Annotated in this window: 16 protein-coding genes; 8 read left to right on the forward strand and 8 right to left on the reverse strand. The window is 68.2% G+C overall.

Features of this window, described 5'->3' with window-relative positions:
* Nucleotides 1-100: 100 nt before the first annotated feature.
* The 6 genes from RZR99_RS18665 to RZR99_RS18690 all read right to left on the reverse strand — a co-directional run bounded on the left by RZR99_RS18665 (nt 101) and on the right by RZR99_RS18690 (nt 7,406).
* The gene (locus RZR99_RS18665) at nt 101-1,600 is read right to left on the reverse strand and encodes an APC family permease (protein WP_323121248.1); all 1,500 of its coding nucleotides are present in this window, start codon (nt 1,598-1,600) and stop codon (nt 101-103) included.
* A 128-nt stretch (nt 1,601-1,728) separates the two neighbouring features.
* The gene (locus RZR99_RS18670) at nt 1,729-3,075 is read right to left on the reverse strand and encodes an aspartate aminotransferase family protein (protein ID WP_323121249.1); all 1,347 of its coding nucleotides are present in this window, start codon (nt 3,073-3,075) and stop codon (nt 1,729-1,731) included.
* A gap of 41 nt (nt 3,076-3,116) precedes the next feature.
* Nucleotides 3,117-4,619 (reverse strand): aldehyde dehydrogenase family protein, encoded by a 1,503-nt coding sequence (locus RZR99_RS18675; protein ID WP_323121250.1) that lies wholly within the window; start codon nt 4,617-4,619, stop codon nt 3,117-3,119.
* Between the two features lie 86 nt (nt 4,620-4,705).
* Nucleotides 4,706-5,434: a response regulator transcription factor gene (locus RZR99_RS18680; protein WP_323121251.1), complete on the reverse strand. Its 729-nt coding sequence runs from the start codon at nt 5,432-5,434 to the stop codon at nt 4,706-4,708.
* Between the two features lie 251 nt (nt 5,435-5,685).
* On the reverse strand, nt 5,686-6,531 hold the full coding sequence (locus tag RZR99_RS18685; protein WP_323121252.1) for an SDR family oxidoreductase: 846 nt from the start codon (nt 6,529-6,531) through the stop codon (nt 5,686-5,688).
* The gene (locus RZR99_RS18690; protein ID WP_407655473.1) at nt 6,528-7,406 is read right to left on the reverse strand and encodes a molybdenum cofactor biosynthesis F family protein; all 879 of its coding nucleotides are present in this window, start codon (nt 7,404-7,406) and stop codon (nt 6,528-6,530) included. The genes RZR99_RS18685 and RZR99_RS18690 overlap by 4 nt, the downstream gene beginning before the upstream one ends.
* A gap of 143 nt (nt 7,407-7,549) precedes the next feature.
* On the opposite strand from RZR99_RS18690, the gene RZR99_RS18695 reads away from it, so the two are divergent.
* On the forward strand, nt 7,550-8,347 hold the full coding sequence (locus RZR99_RS18695; protein ID WP_323121254.1) for a helix-turn-helix transcriptional regulator: 798 nt from the start codon (nt 7,550-7,552) through the stop codon (nt 8,345-8,347).
* 156 nt (nt 8,348-8,503) lie between these two features.
* Nucleotides 8,504-9,433: a DMT family transporter gene (locus tag RZR99_RS18700; protein ID WP_323121255.1), complete on the forward strand. Its 930-nt coding sequence runs from the start codon at nt 8,504-8,506 to the stop codon at nt 9,431-9,433.
* A gap of 102 nt (nt 9,434-9,535) precedes the next feature.
* On the opposite strand, the gene RZR99_RS18705 is transcribed toward RZR99_RS18700, so the two are convergent.
* Complete coding sequence (locus RZR99_RS18705; protein ID WP_323121256.1) at nt 9,536-10,138, reverse strand: NUDIX domain-containing protein; 603 nt, start codon at nt 10,136-10,138, stop codon at nt 9,536-9,538.
* Between the two features lie 84 nt (nt 10,139-10,222).
* Here RZR99_RS18705 and RZR99_RS18710 point away from each other — a divergent pair, with 84 nt between their 5' ends.
* The gene (locus tag RZR99_RS18710; protein ID WP_323121264.1) at nt 10,223-10,978 is read left to right on the forward strand and encodes a DeoR/GlpR family DNA-binding transcription regulator; all 756 of its coding nucleotides are present in this window, start codon (nt 10,223-10,225) and stop codon (nt 10,976-10,978) included.
* Nucleotides 10,979-11,242: 264 nt separating this feature from the next.
* Here the strand turns inward: RZR99_RS18710 and RZR99_RS18715 are convergent, their stop codons facing one another.
* Nucleotides 11,243-11,377: an entericidin A/B family lipoprotein gene (locus RZR99_RS18715; RefSeq protein WP_273998168.1), complete on the reverse strand. Its 135-nt coding sequence runs from the start codon at nt 11,375-11,377 to the stop codon at nt 11,243-11,245.
* A 269-nt stretch (nt 11,378-11,646) separates the two neighbouring features.
* Between RZR99_RS18715 and RZR99_RS18720 the strand changes: the two genes are divergently transcribed.
* The 5 genes from RZR99_RS18720 to RZR99_RS18740 all read left to right on the forward strand — a co-directional run.
* The gene (locus tag RZR99_RS18720) at nt 11,647-12,939 is read left to right on the forward strand and encodes an aspartate carbamoyltransferase (RefSeq protein WP_323121257.1); all 1,293 of its coding nucleotides are present in this window, start codon (nt 11,647-11,649) and stop codon (nt 12,937-12,939) included.
* 545 nt (nt 12,940-13,484) lie between these two features.
* The gene (locus RZR99_RS18725; RefSeq protein WP_323121258.1) at nt 13,485-15,719 is read left to right on the forward strand and encodes a TonB-dependent receptor; all 2,235 of its coding nucleotides are present in this window, start codon (nt 13,485-13,487) and stop codon (nt 15,717-15,719) included.
* A gap of 3 nt (nt 15,720-15,722) precedes the next feature.
* The gene (locus RZR99_RS18730; protein ID WP_323121259.1) at nt 15,723-16,475 is read left to right on the forward strand and encodes a tetratricopeptide repeat protein; all 753 of its coding nucleotides are present in this window, start codon (nt 15,723-15,725) and stop codon (nt 16,473-16,475) included.
* The gene (locus RZR99_RS18735) at nt 16,472-17,155 is read left to right on the forward strand and encodes a Fe2+-dependent dioxygenase (protein ID WP_323121260.1); all 684 of its coding nucleotides are present in this window, start codon (nt 16,472-16,474) and stop codon (nt 17,153-17,155) included. Before RZR99_RS18730 ends, RZR99_RS18735 begins: the two co-directional genes overlap by 4 nt.
* A 90-nt stretch (nt 17,156-17,245) precedes the next feature.
* A partial coding sequence (locus RZR99_RS18740; RefSeq protein WP_323121265.1) for an Arm DNA-binding domain-containing protein occupies nt 17,246-17,805 on the forward strand: 560 nt, incomplete at its 3' end.

The raw sequence follows: 17,805 nt of genomic DNA on the forward strand, positions 1-17,805 counted from the left end.
GTCGCGCCGCGCCGGTAGCCCGGCGCGGCGCCCGGCGCGAACCAGCGGCGCCACCCGCGTTTGACCGTCGTCCCATCCATCCCATCCATCCCGTCGCCTCTCACGCCTGCGCGGCGTGCTCGTTGCGCAGCACTTCCTCGACCGGCACCGGCCGGAACGGATGCTTGCGCTGCACCACCACGGTCCAGAACAGCGCATACGCGGCGGTCAGGCCGAGCATCGCGCCGAACGGCACGTAGATGTCGCGGCTGTTCATGCCCGGCGGCGCGATGTACCAGATCGCCAGCACGATGCCGACGCTCGACACGATCTGCGGCAGCGGAAACCACGGCGACCGGTACGGCCGCGGCAGATCCGGCCGGCGGATCCGCAGCATCACCACCGACAGCGTGACGAGCAGATACGCGGTGCCCCATGCGCAGGTCGCCGCGAGCACCAGGTGCAGGATGCTGTCGAGATTGCCCTGGATCAGCCACGCATGCGCGATCGGCACGATCGCCGCCGCGACGATGCCGACCACCGGCGTCTTGAAGCGGGGATGCAGGTACGCGAAGCATTTCGGCAGCGCGCCGTCGATCGCCATCCCGTACAGGATGCGCGGCAGGCCCGCCATCAGCGTGTTGATGGTCGCCGCGCCGGCGAACAGGAACGCGACGCCGAACCAGATCCGTCCGAACGGCCCGAGCACCTGCAGCGCGAAGGCGGGAATCGCCCCCGGCGTGTCGAGCAGGTGCGTGAGGCCGTCCGCGCTCACCGCGACGTTCGGCACCTGCCGCTTGATCGCCGCGCCGTAGATGAACATGCAGACCGCGACGCCGATCAGCCCGAGCGCCATCGCGCGCGGGATGGTCTTGCCCGGCGTCTTCATTTCGGGCGCGAGCGGCGTGACGAACTCGCAGCCCACGAACATGAACATCGCCATCCCGACCAGCGACAGCACGGCGGGCACCGACGCGCCCACTTCGGACCGTCCGAACCAGCCGTCGAGCGGCACGGCCGGCGCGGCGGCCAGTCCCAGCACGCCGAAGATCATCAGCGACAGCCACATGCCCGCCGTCAGCACGATCTCGAGCTTGCTGAACACCTTGATGCCGATGATGTTGGTGATCGCGAACGTGACGACGAGACCAACGCCGACCAGCCACGCGCTGTTGTGCTTTTCGAGCGCCGCGTTCAGCGACTCGAAATTGACGAGCGCCATGATGCCGCTCAGGATCGTTTCCGCCGTGCCGGCGAAGACGTGCACGAGAAAGTACGCGGAGATCGTGCCGGTGATCGCCCAGAACCGGCCGAGGCCGCACGACAGGTAATCGTAAACGGAGCCCGCCGTCGGCAGCATCGCGGCCGCTTCCGAGAAGGTGGTCGCCTGTGCCTGCATCATCACGAACGCGATGATCATCGCGACCGCGAACGCCCAGCCGCCCATCCCGAACCCGGAGGTGGCGGTGAGGATCACCGGACTCGCCATGATGAGACCGACGGCGCTCGCGAGCGCCGTCGGAAAACCGACCGCCCCCGCTTCGAGCGCGGTCGGCGCCCCGTTTGCCGGACCGGCCGCCGAGCCGCCCTGCGTGCTGGAATACCCTGATGAACCCGACATACCCGTCTCCTGGTTGATCTGCCGATGTCGAGACCATACGGAGGCCAAAATTCCCGCGGATAGCGCAAATCGGCAAACCGGCCGGCGGCCGCGTCGCGCGGTGCCGGCCGGTGCGCCGCGCGGCAGCGTCAGGCGCGCCGAAACGGCGTCGCCTCGAAGCCCGCCGCCAGTCCGGCGACGATCCGGTCGAGTTCCTCGCGCCCGATCACGAGCGGCGGCGACAGGATGATCTTGGTGCCCACCGGACGCACCAGCACGCCGTTCTCCCGTGCGACCTCGGCCACCGCATTCGCATAGCCCGACGTCGGATCGATCGGCTCGCGCGTCGCCTTGTCCGCGACCAGATCGAGCGCGATCATCAGCCCCTTGCCGCGCACCTCGCCGACCGCCGCGAAACGCTCGACGAACGGCTGCAGCGCATCCAGCAGATAGGCGCCCTGCTTCGCCGCGTTCGCGGGCAGATCCTCGCGCAGCACGATGTCGAGACTGGCGAGCGCCGCCGCGCAGGCGACCGGATGCCCGGCATAGGTATAGCCGTGCATGATCGCGCCGCCGAAATCGGCGTTCTCGGCGAAGGCGTCCTCGATCCGCGCATTCACCGCGGTCGCGCCGAGCGGAATGTAGCCCGACGAAATGCCCTTCGCGAGACACATGATGTCGGGCCGCACGCCCCAGCCGCGGCTGCCGAACAGGCTGCCGCTGCGCCCGAAGCCCGTCACCACCTCGTCGGCGATCAGCAGCACGCCGTGGCGATCGCAGACCTCGCGCACGAGCGGCCAGTAGTTCGCGGGCGGGACGATCACGCCGCCCGCGCCCTGGATCGGCTCGGCGATGAACGCGGCCACCGTGTCCGGGCTCTGGAACAGGATCTCGCGTTCGAGCAGTTCCGCGCAGAGGCGACCCAGTTCCTCCGGATCCTGCGTGAACGGGTTGCGATACAGCCAGGGCGTCTCGACGTGGAAACAGCCCGGCAGGTTCGGTTCGTAGTTGCGCCGGAATACCGTGTTGCCGTTGACCGACGCGCCGCCGAAGTGGGTACCGTGATACCCCTGCTTCAGCGAGATGAACTTGGTGCGATCGGCCTGCCCGCGCAGCTTCCAGTACTGGCGCGCGATCTTGAGCGCCGTCTCGATCGAATCGGAGCCGCCCGAGCTGTACAGCACGCGCCGCATGCCTTCCGGCGCCATCATGTCGATCAGCAGCGTCGACAACTCCTCCGCGCGCGGGTGCGTGACGCCGTCGAACAGCTGGAAATACTCCAGCTCGTCGAGCTGGCGCACGATCGCCTGTTTCACCTCGGCCCGGTTGTGGCCGACGTTGACGTTCCACAGGCCGGCCACGCCGTCGACGAGGCGGTGGCCGCGATCGTCGAAGACGTAGCAGCCGTCGCCGCGCACGATCCTGATCGGATCGCGGCGCTTCATCTCGTTCGGGTGCAGCATCGGGTGCCAGAAACGGGAATCGTTGTAGCTCATGGTGTGTGCTCCGGATAATCCAGGGAAAGGGGACGCGGCGCTCAGTGCGCGATGCAGACGGATTTGGTTTCGGTGAAGCCTTCCACCGCGTACTGGCCGAATTCGCGGCCGATGCCCGATTGCTTGTAGCCGCCGAACGGCATCGCCGGATCGAGCGGAATGTGGCAATTGACCCAGACGGTGCCCGCCTCGATGCGCGGCACGAGATCCATCACCGCCTTCAGGTCGTTGCTCCACAGGCTCGCGGCAAGCCCGTACGGCGACGCGTTGGCCGCGCGGATCGCCTGCTCCACGTCGTCGAACGGCTGCACGACCACCACCGGGCCGAACACCTCGTCGCGCACGATCGCGCTGTCGGGCGGCGCGTCGGCAAGCACGGCGGGCTTCACGAAGTAGCCGGGCAGATCGTCGGCGCGCGCGCCGCCCGCGAGAAACGCGATGCCGTCCCGCCGGGCGCGCTCGATGTGCTGCAGCACCTTGTCGCGATGGTGCGCGGACACGAGCGGGTTGATCTGCGCGGCCGCGTCGAGCCCCGGCCCGAGCCGCATCGCGGACGCGATGCCCGCCAGCCCGTCCGCGAGCTGCCGGTACCGGCTCCGGTGCACGTAGATGCGCGATGCCGCGGCGCACACCTGCCCCTGGTTGAAGAACGCGCCGGCGGCGACGCCGTCGAGCGCCTGCGCGACATCGACGTCCTCCAGCATCACGACCGGATTCTTGCCGCCCAGCTCGAGCGAGAAGCGCGTCATGTTCTGCACGGCCGCGGCCCCGACCAGCTTGCCGGTCGCGGTCGATCCGGTGAACGAGATCTTGCCGACCGACGGATGGCCCGCGAGCGCCGCGCCGCATTCGCGGCCGCCCGTCACGACGTTGAACGCGCCGGGCGGCACGCCCGCGTCGAGCGCCAGCTCGGCCAGACGCAGCGCGGTGAGCGGGGTCTCGGGCGACGGCTTCAGCACCACCGTGCAGCCCGCCGCCAGCGCGGGCACGAGTTTCCATACCGCGATCATCAGCGGGAAATTCCACGGCACGATCGCGGCCACCACGCCGACCGGCTCCTTGCGCGTGTAGGCCGTGTAGCGCGCGCCGGGCGGGAACGGGATCGACACGTCGAGCGTCTGCCCCGTGATCTTGGTTGCCCAGCCCGCCATGTAGCGCACGTATTCGATGGTCGCGCCGACCTCGACGCCGCGCGCGACGTTGATCGACTTGCCCTGGTTCAGCGTCTCCAGTTGCGCCAGCTCCTCCGCATGGGCTTCGAGCAGATCGGCGAGCCGGAGCAGGATGCGCTCGCGGTCGGCGGGCCGCAGGCCGCTCCAGGTCTTCGAATCGAAGGTCCGCCTCGCGTTCGCGACCGCGTGATCGACGTCCTGCGCGTCGGCGTCCGGCACCCGTGCGAGCCGCTCGCCGGTAGCCGGATCGAACACGTCGAGCGTGCGCGGCGAATGGGCGGGACGCATCCCGCCGTCGATGAAAAGGCCGAATTCGCGCGCGGCGAACGCACGCACCGCGTCACTCACGGTGACGGTAGTCGTCTGAGTCATAAGCGTCTCGTTATTGTGGTTGAGCATCCACGCCCGACGGGGCGCGACATCCGCGTACCACTCTAGCGAGCGTGTTTCGCGCACGGTTAGCGCAAATCGGCAGACCGGCGCCGATCCGCGCCGCCGTCCTGGAGGAACAGCGCGCCGACCAGTTCGGTGCGGTTCGATACGTTCAGCTTGCGGAACATCCGGATCAGGTGGGTCTTGACGGTCGGCTGGCCGAGCGCGAGATCGCGGGCGATCTCCTTGTTCGAGCGGCCGTCGCGCACGAGGCGCGCGATCTGCTCCTCGCGGTAGGTCAAGCGCTCCTCGCAGGCGATCCGGCGGATACCGCGCACGGCGCGCAGATGCGGCAGCAGCGCGGCTTCGAGCAGAGGCTGCAACGCGTCGAGCGCCGCCAGCGCGTCCCCGGAGAAGCGCTCCGCCCCGCCCGCCCGCAGCAGCGAGAACGCCGCGACCGTGACGCCGCCGTCGCGCAGCAGCACCTCGACGACGTCCGACACGTCGTGCTGACGCAGGAAGCCGGTCCAGTACGCGGAGGCCGCGCGCCGCTCGTCCGGCAACTGCGACGCGAGCGTGATCACCGCGCCCGGTTGCGACGCGCAACGCGACGGATGCAGCGGATCGAGCATCCGGTAGCGGCCGACGTACGCGCGATGCATCGCCTCCGTCATGCCGAACAGTTCGAAATCGGCGGGCTGGCTATCGGTGTCGAGCCGGTAGAACACCACCGCCGTGGCGCGGCTCAAGGTCTGCAGGGCCGTTACGCAGGCGCGCAGCGCGGCACGCCAGGCGGCTCGGGAAGCGTCGGTCATGGGCGATGAAGGGGACGGAATGACGCGGTGTCGCCGAATCGCGACCCGGCCAGAGTAGACGCCGGATCGGACGGACCGGTAGCACGAATCGGCAAACCCTCGAACCGGTCATGGGCGCGCCGGCCCCCGCGGCCGCAGCGAGCGGGAGCCGCGTCACGACGGTGAGCCGTGGCGCCCGCCGGCGCGGCACCTGGAAGCCGCACGCCGCCGGGAGCGCCTGTCCGGGATGCGGCCCGTCACCCCGGCCGGTGTCACGCCATCGCGGCCCCGCTCTCCGGCAGCGTCGCGCCGCCGTCGACGACGATCGTCTGCCCAGTGATGTAGGCCGCCGCGTCGGACGCGAGAAACAGCATCGCCGCCGCGATGTCGGCCGGCTCGCCGAGGCGGCCGAGGGGAATGCCGCGCACGATCCGGGCGCTCAGCGCCGCGTCGCCGAGGTTGTCGGCGGCCGGGGTGCGGATCATGCCGGGTTCCACCCCGTTGACCGTCACGTTGCGCGCGGCCAGTTCGAGCGCCGCCGCGCGGATGAAGCCGTTGACGCCCGCTTTCGATGCCGCGTAGTGCGCGAGCCCCGGATACGCGACGCGCGGACCGGTCACCGACGACGTCGCGAGCAGGCGCCCACCGCCGCGCCGCGAGAACGCGGGGAGCGCCGCCTGCGCGAGCCAGAACAACGCGCTCAGGTTGACGTCGAGCGTGCGCGCGAGCACGGCCTCGGTGATCGCGTCGAACCGCGTCAGCGGGAAATACGCCGCGTTGTGAACGACGACGTCGAGCGCGCCGTAGTCCGCTTCCACGCGCGCAACCAGGTCGAACAGTTCGTCCCGCTGCGCGACGTCAGTCCGATAGCCGCGCACCGTCTGTCCATCGGCGAGCCCCTGCCGCGCAAGCCGGTCGGCGAGCGCCGTCGCAACCGGCAGTTGCAGGTCGGCGATCGCCACCGACGCGCCCGCCGCCGCGAACGTCTCGACGATGGCCGCGCCGATCCCTTGCGCACCGCCGGTCACGAGCACCGCCCGACCGGTGAAATCGGCGCCGAACCGGGCGGGCGACAGGCCGCCGCCGGCGCTTGGAGGCGAGGTGTCCGCGCCCGTCATTGCACGCCCGGATGCACGGTTTCGTTGAGCACCTGCGCGAACGCGCCGATCGGAAAATTCGACAGCGCGCCGAAATCGCCGGCGCGATAACCGAAGATCTTGCCGTCCGTCTTGCGCTGCGCGAGATCGATCAGCACGACGCCGAGCGTGGGCACGATTTTTTCGCGCCAGACGAACAGGTATAGCGCATCGGCCAGCTTGAAGTAGTGGCAGCGATCGACGTCGGCGAGGCCGCGCTCGACGCCCTCCAGGCATTGCCACGCATAGAAATGCGCGTTCAGGTAGATGTGCTCGTAGCATTCGCTGGCGCTGTAGCGATACATCGTCCGCTTGCCGATCAGTTCGTCCGTCTCCGCGTGCAGCGGTGCGCGCGCCGTCGTGCCGGCGATCACGCCGTGACGAAACGCCACCTCGACGCCGGTCAGCGGCAGGCCGCGCGCGACACGGGTGAACGCATCGACATGCACCTCCGCCTCGGTCGGCAGGACGCCCCGCACCGAAGTCCAGACGCCGTGTGCCGTATCGAGCACGACGCTGACCGATGTCGCGCGCCGCTGCGCATCGATGTAGTCGACGAAATACAGGCCGGGCCGCAACTGCGTCGCACGATATTCGGCCGTCCCGCCGCCGCCCGTGCCGCGCGCCTCCCAGCGCAGCGTCGTCGCGCCGTCGAAGCGGTAGACGACCGGCGCCGCGCCGGACGCGTCGAGCACCAGTTCGCGGCCCGCCAGATCGGCGACGGGGTCCAGAATGTGACTGTCGGGCGCGAAACCCTCGGCCAGCGCGCCAACCTGAATGAAAACCGGATCTGCTTCCATGCGTGTTCTCCGAGTAACCGATCCGTCGCCACGGACGGCGGCGACACCGGCGACCATGGTGCCCGCGCGGGGCAGCGGCGGGTATCAACCGAAAGGATGAACGCGCGACGGGCGCGGCGGCCGGCATGCGGGTACAGTGACGTTCGCGCGGCCTGTCGCGCGTTACCTGTCGTGTTCGTTGCGCCCTCCTGGAGCGTTTCATGCATCGCGTCATCCTGCACCGCTGCGCCGACGCGCCGATCGAAGCGATCAGCCTTGCCACCGATCGGGCGTTCCCGCGTCACGCGCACGACCAGTTCGGCATCGGCGTGATCGCCGCGGGCGCGCATCGTTCGTGGAGCGGCCGAGGGCAGGTCGATGCGCACGCGGGCGACGCGATCATGGTCAATCCGGGGGAGATCCACGACGGCGCGCCGCTCGGCGGCGCCCGTGCGTGGCGCATGGTCTTCGTCGAACCGGAAACGGTGCGGCGCCTCGCGGCGGAGGAAGGGCTCGACGCGGTCGAACTGACCCGCCCCGCCGTGCGCGATCCCTTGCTGGCGGCGCATTTCGCGCGGCTGTTCGCGCGCGCGACCGCGATCGCCGCCCAGCCGACCGCGAGCAGCGAGGCCCTGGTGCGGCTCGCCGCGCACGTGCTGACCCATCATGCCGCCCGGCCGCTGCGGCTTGCCGGTCCGGCACCGTCGGTACGCCGCGCGCTGGAACGGATCGATGCGGCGCCCGCCGCGCCCGTCACGCTGGAAGAGCTTGCGGCGCTATCCGGCGTGAGCCGCTTCCAGTTGCTGCGAGGCTTCTCCCGCGACGTCGGCATCACGCCGCACGCGTATCTGGTCCAGCAGCGCGTGCGGCTCGCCCGGACATTACTGGCAAGTGGCCGGTCGATCGCGGAGGTCGCGTTCGACGCCGGCTTCGCCGACCAGAGTCACCTGACTCGCGCATTCGCGCGGCAGTTCGGGCTCACGCCCGGGCAATACGTAGGCGCACGCGTGGCGCCGTAACCCGCGCAGCCCGGCTCGGGCATCCCGCTTCGCGCCGGAGCCCTTCAATTCGCGGCGACATGCGCTCATGCGCCAGCCGCCGGCGCCTCTCCCCGTCCCCCCACCGCCCGCAATTCCGTTCAAGACGCGCACCCGCGCGGCGCCGACCATCGCGGCATGAATACACGACTCGTCGGATACCTGTACCTCGCGCTCGCGATGATCGGCGTCGGCAGCACCGTCGCCGCCAGCCGTCTGGCGGGAGAAGGCCTGCCCCCGTTCACCGCCACGGCGCTGCGCTTCGCGATCGCCTGGCCGGTGTTCTGCGTGCTGATGCGCATCCAGCGTGTGGCGTGGCCCCGCCCGGCGCGGCGCGACGCTCTGCTGCTGGTGCTGCAGGCAAGCGCGGGCGCCGTCGGCTACACGGTGCTGTTGATCGCCGGGACGCAACTGTCGTCGCCCGTCGAAGCGGGCGTGATGCTCGGCACGCTGCCCGCGATGTCGACGCTGATCGCCGCGCTGCTGCTCGGCGAACGGCAGACCCGCCGCGACGGGTGCGCGGCCGCGCTGGCGACCGCGGGCGTGCTGGCCGTGACGATGCACGGCGGCGCTTCGCAGTGGTCGATGCGTGCGCTGACGGGCGACCTGCTCGTACTCGCCGCCGTCGCGTGCGAATCCGTGTTCGTGCTGCTGAACCGGCGCCTCGCCGTGCCGCTCGCGCCGCTCGCGCTATCGATGACGATGTCGGGCCTCGGCCTCGCGCTGTCGCTCGTTCCCGCCGCCTTCGAACTGCTGGCGGCACGGCCCGCCGTGTCCGCCGGCGCGCTCGGCGCGGTCGTCTACTACGCGCTGGTGCCGACCGTGCTCGGCTACCTCCTCTGGTACGCCGGCTCGGCGCGCACGAGCGGCACGGAAGCCGCGCTGTTCACCGCGCTCGCGCCGGTATCGGCCGTGCTGCTGTCCTCGCTGATGTTCGCCGACGCGCTGACCGCGCCCCGCCTGCTCGGCATCGCGCTCGTGCTGGCCGGTGTGATGGCGGGCGCGTGGCCGCGCCGCCGGCCGCGCGCGGCCACGCTCGCCGGGCCGACGGCACTGGACAAGCGTTGAACGAAGCGGCGGCCGCCCCCGCCGATCCGGCCACCGGACCGCATGCCGCGCCCGGAGCGGCATCCCCCAGCCCCCGGGGCGCCGATCCGCGTCGGAGCGCGACTACGCCCGCCGATCCTCCGACATCGAGCGCCGCATCGCCGCATACTGCAGCAGCATGATGGTTTTGCCGTCGGAGATCTCGCCGCGCGCGATCATCGCCAGCGCATCGTCCAGCTTCAATTCAAGCACCTCGATGTCCTCGCCCTCCGCCTCGACCCCGCCCCCGCCGCCGATCTTCGAGTGCGAATCGTAGTCGGCGATAAAGAAGAACAGCTTCTCGGTCACCGAACCCGGGCTCATGAACGCTTCGAACACCTTCTCGACGCGCTCGACCCGATAGCCGGTCTCCTCCTCGACTTCCTCGCGGATCCGCGCTTCCGGCGACGCATCGTCGAGCAGGCCCGCCGGTGTCTCGATCAGCATGCCGTCATGCCCGTTGACGAACGCCGGAAAGCGGAACTGCCGCACCAGCAGCACGGTGCCGCGCGCGCGATCCTGCAGCAGGATGGTCGCGCCGTTGCCGCGATCGTAGGTCTCGCGGCTCTGCCGCTGCCACGACTTGTCGCGCCGCTGGAATTCGAACGTGGTTTTCCTCAGCACGTACCAGTCGTCGGACAGCACCTTGGTCTCGAGAATGCGCACGCGCTCGGATGTCGCGATCATCGATCACCTCCATTGTCAGCATCGGAGCCCGATGGTATCGTGCATATTCGTGCAAAAACAAGAAATTTCGTGCAAGGCGATCCGATGCTGACCGACCAGAGAAAATCCGCGATCCTCGCCGCGCTCAAGCGCGACGGCCAGGTCCTCGCGAAACAGTTGAGCGATGCGTTCGGCGTGTCGGAAGACACGATCCGGCGGGATCTGCGCGAGCTGGCCGCCGAGGGCCGGCTCCAGCGCGTGCATGGCGGCGCGCTGCCCGCGTCGTCCGCCGACGCGGATTTCGCGCGGCGGCTGCCGCTCGAATCCGGCGCGAAGCGCGCGATCGCGCAGGCCGCGGCGGGCATGATCTCGAACGGTCAGGTCGTGATCCTCGACGGCGGCACGACCGCCGTCGAACTCGCCCGCCAGTTGCCGCGCGCGCTGACGGCAACGGTCGTCACGCACAGTCCGAGCGTCGCCGTCGAACTGGCCGGCCATCCGGGCGTCGAGGTGGTCATCATCGGCGGGCGGCTCTTCAAGCATTCGATCGTGACGGTCGGCGCCGCCGCGCTCGAAGCGCTGGCGGCGATCCGCGCCGACCTGTACTTCATGGGCGTCACGGGCGTGCACCCGAGCGCCGGCTTGAGCACCGGCGATCTCGAAGAGGCCTACATGAAGCGCGCGCTTGCCGCGCACGCGGCGGAAACCATCGTGCTCGCGTCGGCGGACAAGCTCAACGCCGCTTCGCAATACCGGATCGGCGAACTCGCGCTGGCGACGGCGATCATCGTCGAACGGCACACCGATGCGGCGCTCACCGAGCCGCTGGCGGCGGCGGGCGTATCGATCGTGCACGCGTGACGACGGCGCGAACGCACGTCGGCGCGGCTGCGATTCGCGGCGAAAAACCGGCTGGATTCAAACGGGACAACCGCGCGGACCGAACGGCCGGCGGCAGTTCGCACGAACGTGCGATGCAGGAGAAACCACGTGGCACAACCGCCGGGTCGCGGCGGATCGCGCGGCCGGGAGCCGGACAACCGGGCCATCCGGCCCGTCCGGCACGGCATAGCGCACGATGAAAAGCGGGCTCGCGATGACGAGCCCGCCGCGCGCCTGACGCGCTTACTTGGCCTTCTCGGCCGTATCCGAGATCGCCTGACCGCCCTTCGAAATATCCTGGCCCGCGCCAGCGATCGTATTGCAGCCGGCGAGTGCGGCGGTCAAGATCAGCAGAACAGCAGCAATCGAACGAGTCATTCGCAATCTCCTTGAAAAGATGGGCCCGTCACCACGAGCAATCGACACCAGTGCGGCTCGCCTCCGCGCGGCCTGGCCGGGCGGGGACTGGTCCCGATTATACGGACGCGCCGGGCACCCGCTACCCGTCGATTGTTAAACGTGGTGAAGCTCGCACAGGCGAACGCCGGCCGGACACACGCCGGCCGCGCGGAGATATTTTGCTTGACTTCGGCTGTCGCCGCCCTAATATACGCATCGCGTACATTTTCACCGATCAAGGCCGACCGATGACCGTTCCCCAGCAAGCGTTCCTCCGCGATGCGATGCGCCGCCTCAACATGACCCGCGAAGCATTCGCGAATCGTATCGGCGTCAGCCGGCGGGCCCTCGATACCTGGCTCCTGCCCGACGATTCGCAGGAATCGCGCAGCATGCCGGAGATCGTCGAGCGCTTCGTCTCGGAAATCGTCCTGCACGCGTCGCCCACCAACAGCTATACGCAAAGCGTAGATCCTCACTCGCTGGCGGGCCAGTTCCCGTTCGAAGGCCGGCCGCAACTGCTGTCGGTCGACCAGTTCTCGCGGGATGCCGTCGAGGCGCTGTTCCGCGTCGCCGACGTGATGCAGCCGATCGCGCGGCGCCGCAAGATCTCGCGCGTGCTCGAAGGCGCCGTGCTCGGCAATCTGTTCTTCGAGGCCAGCACCCGCACCCGCGTATCGTTCGGCGCGGCGTTCTGCCGGCTCGGCGGCTCGGTGTGCGACACCACCGGCTTCACGTTCTCGTCGATGGCGAAGGGCGAATCGATCTACGACACGAGCCGCGTCATGGCGGGCTATGTCGACGCGCTGGTGATCCGCCATCCCGAGCAAGGCTCGGTGGCCGAGTTCGCGCGCGCGATCAACCTGCCCGTGATCAACGGCGGCGACGGCCCCGGCGAACACCCGAGCCAGGCGCTGCTGGATCTCTACACGATCCAGCGCGAATTCTCGCGGCTCGGCAAGATCGTCGACGGCGCGCACATCGCGCTGGTCGGCGACCTGAAATACGGCCGCACCGTCCATTCGCTCGTCAAACTGCTCGCGCTGTATCGCGGCCTCAAGTTCACGCTGGTGTCGCCGCCGATGCTCGAAATGCCCGCGCACATCCTCGAGCAGATTTCGAAGAACGGCCACGTGGTCGAACAGACCCACGATCTGGCGGCGGGGCTGGCGGGCGCGGACGTCGTCTATGCGACGCGCATCCAAAAGGAGCGCTTCACCGACGAGTCGTTCGAAGGCTACACGCCCGATTTCCAGATCAACCAGGCGCTCGTCGACGCCGTGTGCGGGCCGGACACGCTGATCATGCACCCGCTGCCGCGCGACAGCCGGCCCGGCGCGAACGACCTGTCGACCGACCTGAACCGCGATCCGCGCCTCGCGATCTTCCGGCAGACCGACAACGGCATCCCGGTCCGGATGGCGATTTTCGCGGTGCTGCTCGGCGTGGAAAACCAGGTTCAGCATTCGATGCGCGACGCCGCATGGCGCCCGCCCTCGTACCTCGGCCCCGAAGACGCGGTATTTCACGGGATCGACTGAACCCGCGCGGCGCGGCCCGCCGGGCAGCGGACCCGGCCCCCGCCCGCTCGGCCGCGCGGAGATGAAGGCGCGCTCCGGGCGGACGATCGCCGAGCATCCGGTCCGCCGATGCTTCGGCTCGGCTCCCCCTTCCCGCAAGACTTCGACGGACGCCCGACGAGGCAGCCCCGAAATACCCGCCCCCTCGACGCCGGCTTGTCCGGCGCGCACCCGCCGCTCGAGCATCCGGCCTCACGGCACCTTCATCGCGCGCCGCCGCCCGCACCGCGCATCGAGCCGGATATCGGGCGAGCTTTCTCGCCCCAATTTTCACATCACGAGAAAATCACACGCAGCGCCTCGCGGCAGTCCGCATTCTTTGCATCTTTCCGCCAGATAGCCTGAAATCTTTGCGTTTGTTCACACAAACGTAACAAGAACGCTTCTCATTCATTAATTTATTAACTAGAATGCCACTCGAAAACGATTTGTAATAAATGTGAGCGTGGCGCCGCGATTCCCGAACGGCGTTCGCGCTCCGCCACACTGGCAAGGAAATAGCTGTCATGAAGCCGCGCACCGACGAGCTGAAGCTCGGAAAATTCACCACGCTTTGCAGCGTGCTCGCCGCCACCCCCGCGTTCGCGCAGGACGCCACGCCGCTCGACAACGAAAAGCATCTCGCGCCGATCGAGGTGAAAGGCAAGGCGCAAGCCAGCTACAAGGCGGATTTCTCGTCGTCGATGAAATTCACCGCCCCCCTCGTCGACACGCCGAAGTCGGTCACGGTGATTCCTCAGGAACTGATCCGCAACAGCGGCGCGTCGACGCTCACCGAAGCGCTGCGCACCGTGCCCGGCATCACGTTCGGCGCGGGCGAAGGCGGCAATCCGCTCGGCGATCGTCCGTTCATCCGCGGCTACGACTCGCAAGGCAGCATGTTCGTCGACGGCATGCGCGACACCGGCGCGACCACCCGCGAAATCTTCAATACCGAGAACATCGAGATCACCAAGGGCTCCGACGGTGCGTACGGCGGCCGCGGCGGCGCGGGCGGCAGCATCAACGTGATCACCAAGACCCCGCACCTGGGCACCACGGCCGCGGCCAGCGCGGGGTTCGGCACCGATCGCTACCGCCGCTTCACCGCGGACGGCAACTGGCAGTTCGCCGAACATGCGGCATTCCGCCTGAACCTGATGAGCCACAACAACGACGTGGCGGGCCGCGACGCGGTGAACAACGAACGCTGGGGCGTCGCGCCGTCGGTCGCGTTCGGGCTCGGCACGGCCACCCGCGTTACCGCGAGCTACTACCACCTGTCGACCGACGATCTGCCGGACGGCGGCATCCCGTACTTCTACACCACCGGCAACAAACCCGCGAACGTCGACACGATCTACCCGGCAAAGGTCGACCGTCACAATTTCTACGGCCTGATCAACCGCGATTTCCGCAAGACCACGTCCGACATCAGCACCGTGCGGATCGAGCACGACATCACGCCGTCGCTGACGGTGCGCAACACCACGCGCTACACGGAATCGACCCAGGACTACATCTGGACGCAGCCCGACGACAGCCAGGGCAACGTCGTGAACGGCCGCGTCTGGCGCCGCAACAACAACCGCAACAGTTCGATCAACAGCATCGCGAACCAGACCGAACTGTTCGGCGAATTCCGCACCGGTCCGTTCAAGCACAGCTTCACGACCGGTATCGAACTGTCGCGCGAATGGGGCAAGCGCGATACGTACACCGTCGCGACCGACACCGGCAAGATCTGCCAGAAAGGCATCGGCGCGGCGTCCGGCTACAACTGCACGAGCCTGTGGTCGCCGAACCCGAACGATCCGTGGGCGGGCTCGATCACGCCGAACAACGACCCGACCCACGCACGCACGGTCACCAAATCGATCTACGGCTTCGACACCGTCGAGCTGACCCGGCATTGGCAGATCAATGCGGGCGTACGGATCGACGACTACTCGACCCGCTTCACCGACACCCGCGCGAACGGCTCGAAAACCTACACCCGCGACGACACGCTGGTGAACTGGCAGCTCGGCCTCGTGTTCAAGCCCGTGCAGAACGGCAGCATCTACGCGTCGTACGCGACGTCGTCGAGGCCCGCCGGCATGCTGCTCGGCGAAGGCGCGGAAAGCCAGTCGCTCACGCCGGGCCGCGGCGGCGTCGGCCTGAACGCCGACCAGCTCGCGCCGGAAAAGAACCGCAGCATCGAGCTCGGCACCAAGTGGAACGTGCTGAACGACAAGCTGTCGCTGACGGCCGCGCTGTTCCAGATCGACACCACCAATGCCCGCGTCACGCTGCCGAACAACCAGTACGCGATGGTCGGCAACAAGCGCGTGCAGGGTCTCGAACTGGGCGTCGCCGGCCAGCTGACCAGCAAGTGGCAGGTATTCGGCGGCTACACGTACATGAAAAGCGCATTGCGCGACAACGGCAAGGACACCGCCGACAACGGCAAGCAATTCCCGAGCACGCCGCGCAACAGCTTCACGATGTGGACCAACTACGACGTCGTGCCGAAGTTCACGGTCGGCGGCGGCGCGTTCTTCATGTCCGAGGTGTACGGCGACACCGCGAACCTGCGCGCCGTGCCCTCCTACTGGCGTTTCGACGCGATGGCGCAGTACCGGATCAGCAAGAAGCTCGATGTCCAGTTGAACGTGCAGAACCTGTTCAACCGCACCTACTTCGACCAGGCGTATCCGGCTCACTACGCGTCGATCGCCCCGGGCCGTTCGGCGTTCGTCACGCTGAACGCGCGCTACTGATCGATGCGGCCGGTCACGCTCAACGCGCTGGCGGCGGTGTCGCCCGGCCGGTTCGCCGCGATGCTCGCCGGGCCGCCCGACGTCGCCGCCGCGTGGGTCGCGGCGGCGGCCGAGAACGGCATCGTCGAGGCGCAGGCGGTCTACGGACAGTACCTGCTCGACGGCCACGGCGTCGCGCGCGATCCGGCGGCCGCGCTCCGCTGGTTCAAGCACGCGGCGCAGGCCGACCATCCGATGGCGATGAACATGCTCGGCCGCTGCTACGAATTCGGCTGGGGCACGGCGGCCTGTGCGAGCGTCGCCGTGTACTGGTACCGCCAGGCCGCGCACGCGGGGCTCGACTGGGGCATGTACAACTACGCGACGGCGCTGGCGCTCGGCCAGGGCGTCGACGAAAACCGCGCGCAGGCGCTCGCCTGGTTCGAAAAGGCGGCAGCGCTCGGCCATGCGAAATCGATCAACCTGATCGGCGGATTCTACGAGGACGGCTGGATCGTCGCGGCGAACGGCGATACCGCGTTCGACCACTACCGGCGCGCGGCGGAGGCCGGCGATTTTCGCGGACAATTCAACTATGCGCGCCTGCTCGGCGAACGCGGCCGCGTAGCGGAAGCGCTCGACTGGCTCGCCCGGGTGCCGCGCACCGCGACGCCCGCCTTCGTCGGCAAGATGCGCGCGTTTCTGGCGGATTCTCCGATCGATGCGTTCCGCGCCGCGGCTCGCGCCGTCGGCCCCGTACCGGAGCCCGCATCATGATGCTGCACATCCCGGGCGTTCTGACCAAGGCACAGGTCGCGCAATGCCGCGACGTGCTCGACCACGCCGATTGGGCCGACGGCAACGCCACTTCAGGCGCGCAGTCGGCGCTGGCGAAACGCAACCGCCAACTGCCCGAAGGCTCGTCCGCGGCACGCACGGTCGGCGACGCGATCCAGGACGCGCTCGCCCGCAATCCGCTGTTCTTCTCCGCCGCGCTGCCGCTCAAGGTGTTCCCCCCGCTGTTCAACGCCTACGCGGGCGGCGAGGCGTTCGGCACGCACGTCGACAATGCGATCCGCCTGCTGCGCGGCACGGATTTCCGCGTGCGCAGCGATCTGTCGGCGACGCTGTTTCTCGCCGAACCCGAGCACTACGACGGCGGCGAACTGTGCGTCGAAGACACCTTCGGCGTACACCGCGCCAAGCTGCCCGCGGGCGATCTGGTGCTGTATCCGGCGTCGAGCCTGCATCACGTCACGCCGGTCACGCGCGGCGCGCGCATCGCGTCGTTCTTCTGGATTCAGAGCATGGTGCGCGACGACGGCGACCGGACGCTGCTGTATCAGCTGGATACGCAGATTCAGGCGCTGTCCGCGGAGAAAGGCGCGCAGGATCCAGGGGTCATTGCGTTGACGGGGATTTATCACAACCTGTTGAGGAAGTGGGCGGATGCGTAGCGTGATGCAGGAGTCTGTCGTAGAGGCGTGAGGATCGCCCCATCCCAAAGCCAAGGCGTAGGTTTTGGCGTAGGTAATTTGGGGGTGGAAATGAAGTTTGATGCGAACAAAATCCGCCGCATGGTTCAGGGTACTGACGAGCCGATCGACGGATTCGCTGGCTTGCGTATCAGTGCAGGAGCCAAGCGCAGAACTTGGGTCTATCGATACAAGTCACCGCTCGATGGCAAAATGAAGCAAATCAAGCTCGGCGAGTGGCCTGTGATGCCCTTCTCCGCAGCGATTACCGCATGGGAGGAACAACGTCAGATTCGAAGCTCAGGTCTAGACGTGGCCCTCAACCGAAAGCTTGAACGGGAACGATTACTCGAACAACAGAGAGAAGCGGCGAAGCCGCCCTACACCGTCAAAATGGCATGTCTGGACTACTACAACGAGCACGTTGTCAAAGCCAGAAAGCCCAAAAGTGGCCATGAAAAGAGCACTCGACATAGCGGACCTTACCCTGAAGGTCCTATCGTGCCTCGCGATCATCGGCGGTGGCATATGGGCGTATTACCAGTTCGACATCGCCGGGGCCTGTCATTAATTTCGTGTTCGAGGCATATCATGACGCCAAGGAGTCAATATGCCCCGCAAACCGAAAGCCA

The organism is Burkholderia alba (assembly GCF_034721475.1).
Classification (GTDB): domain Bacteria; phylum Pseudomonadota; class Gammaproteobacteria; order Burkholderiales; family Burkholderiaceae; genus Burkholderia; species Burkholderia alba.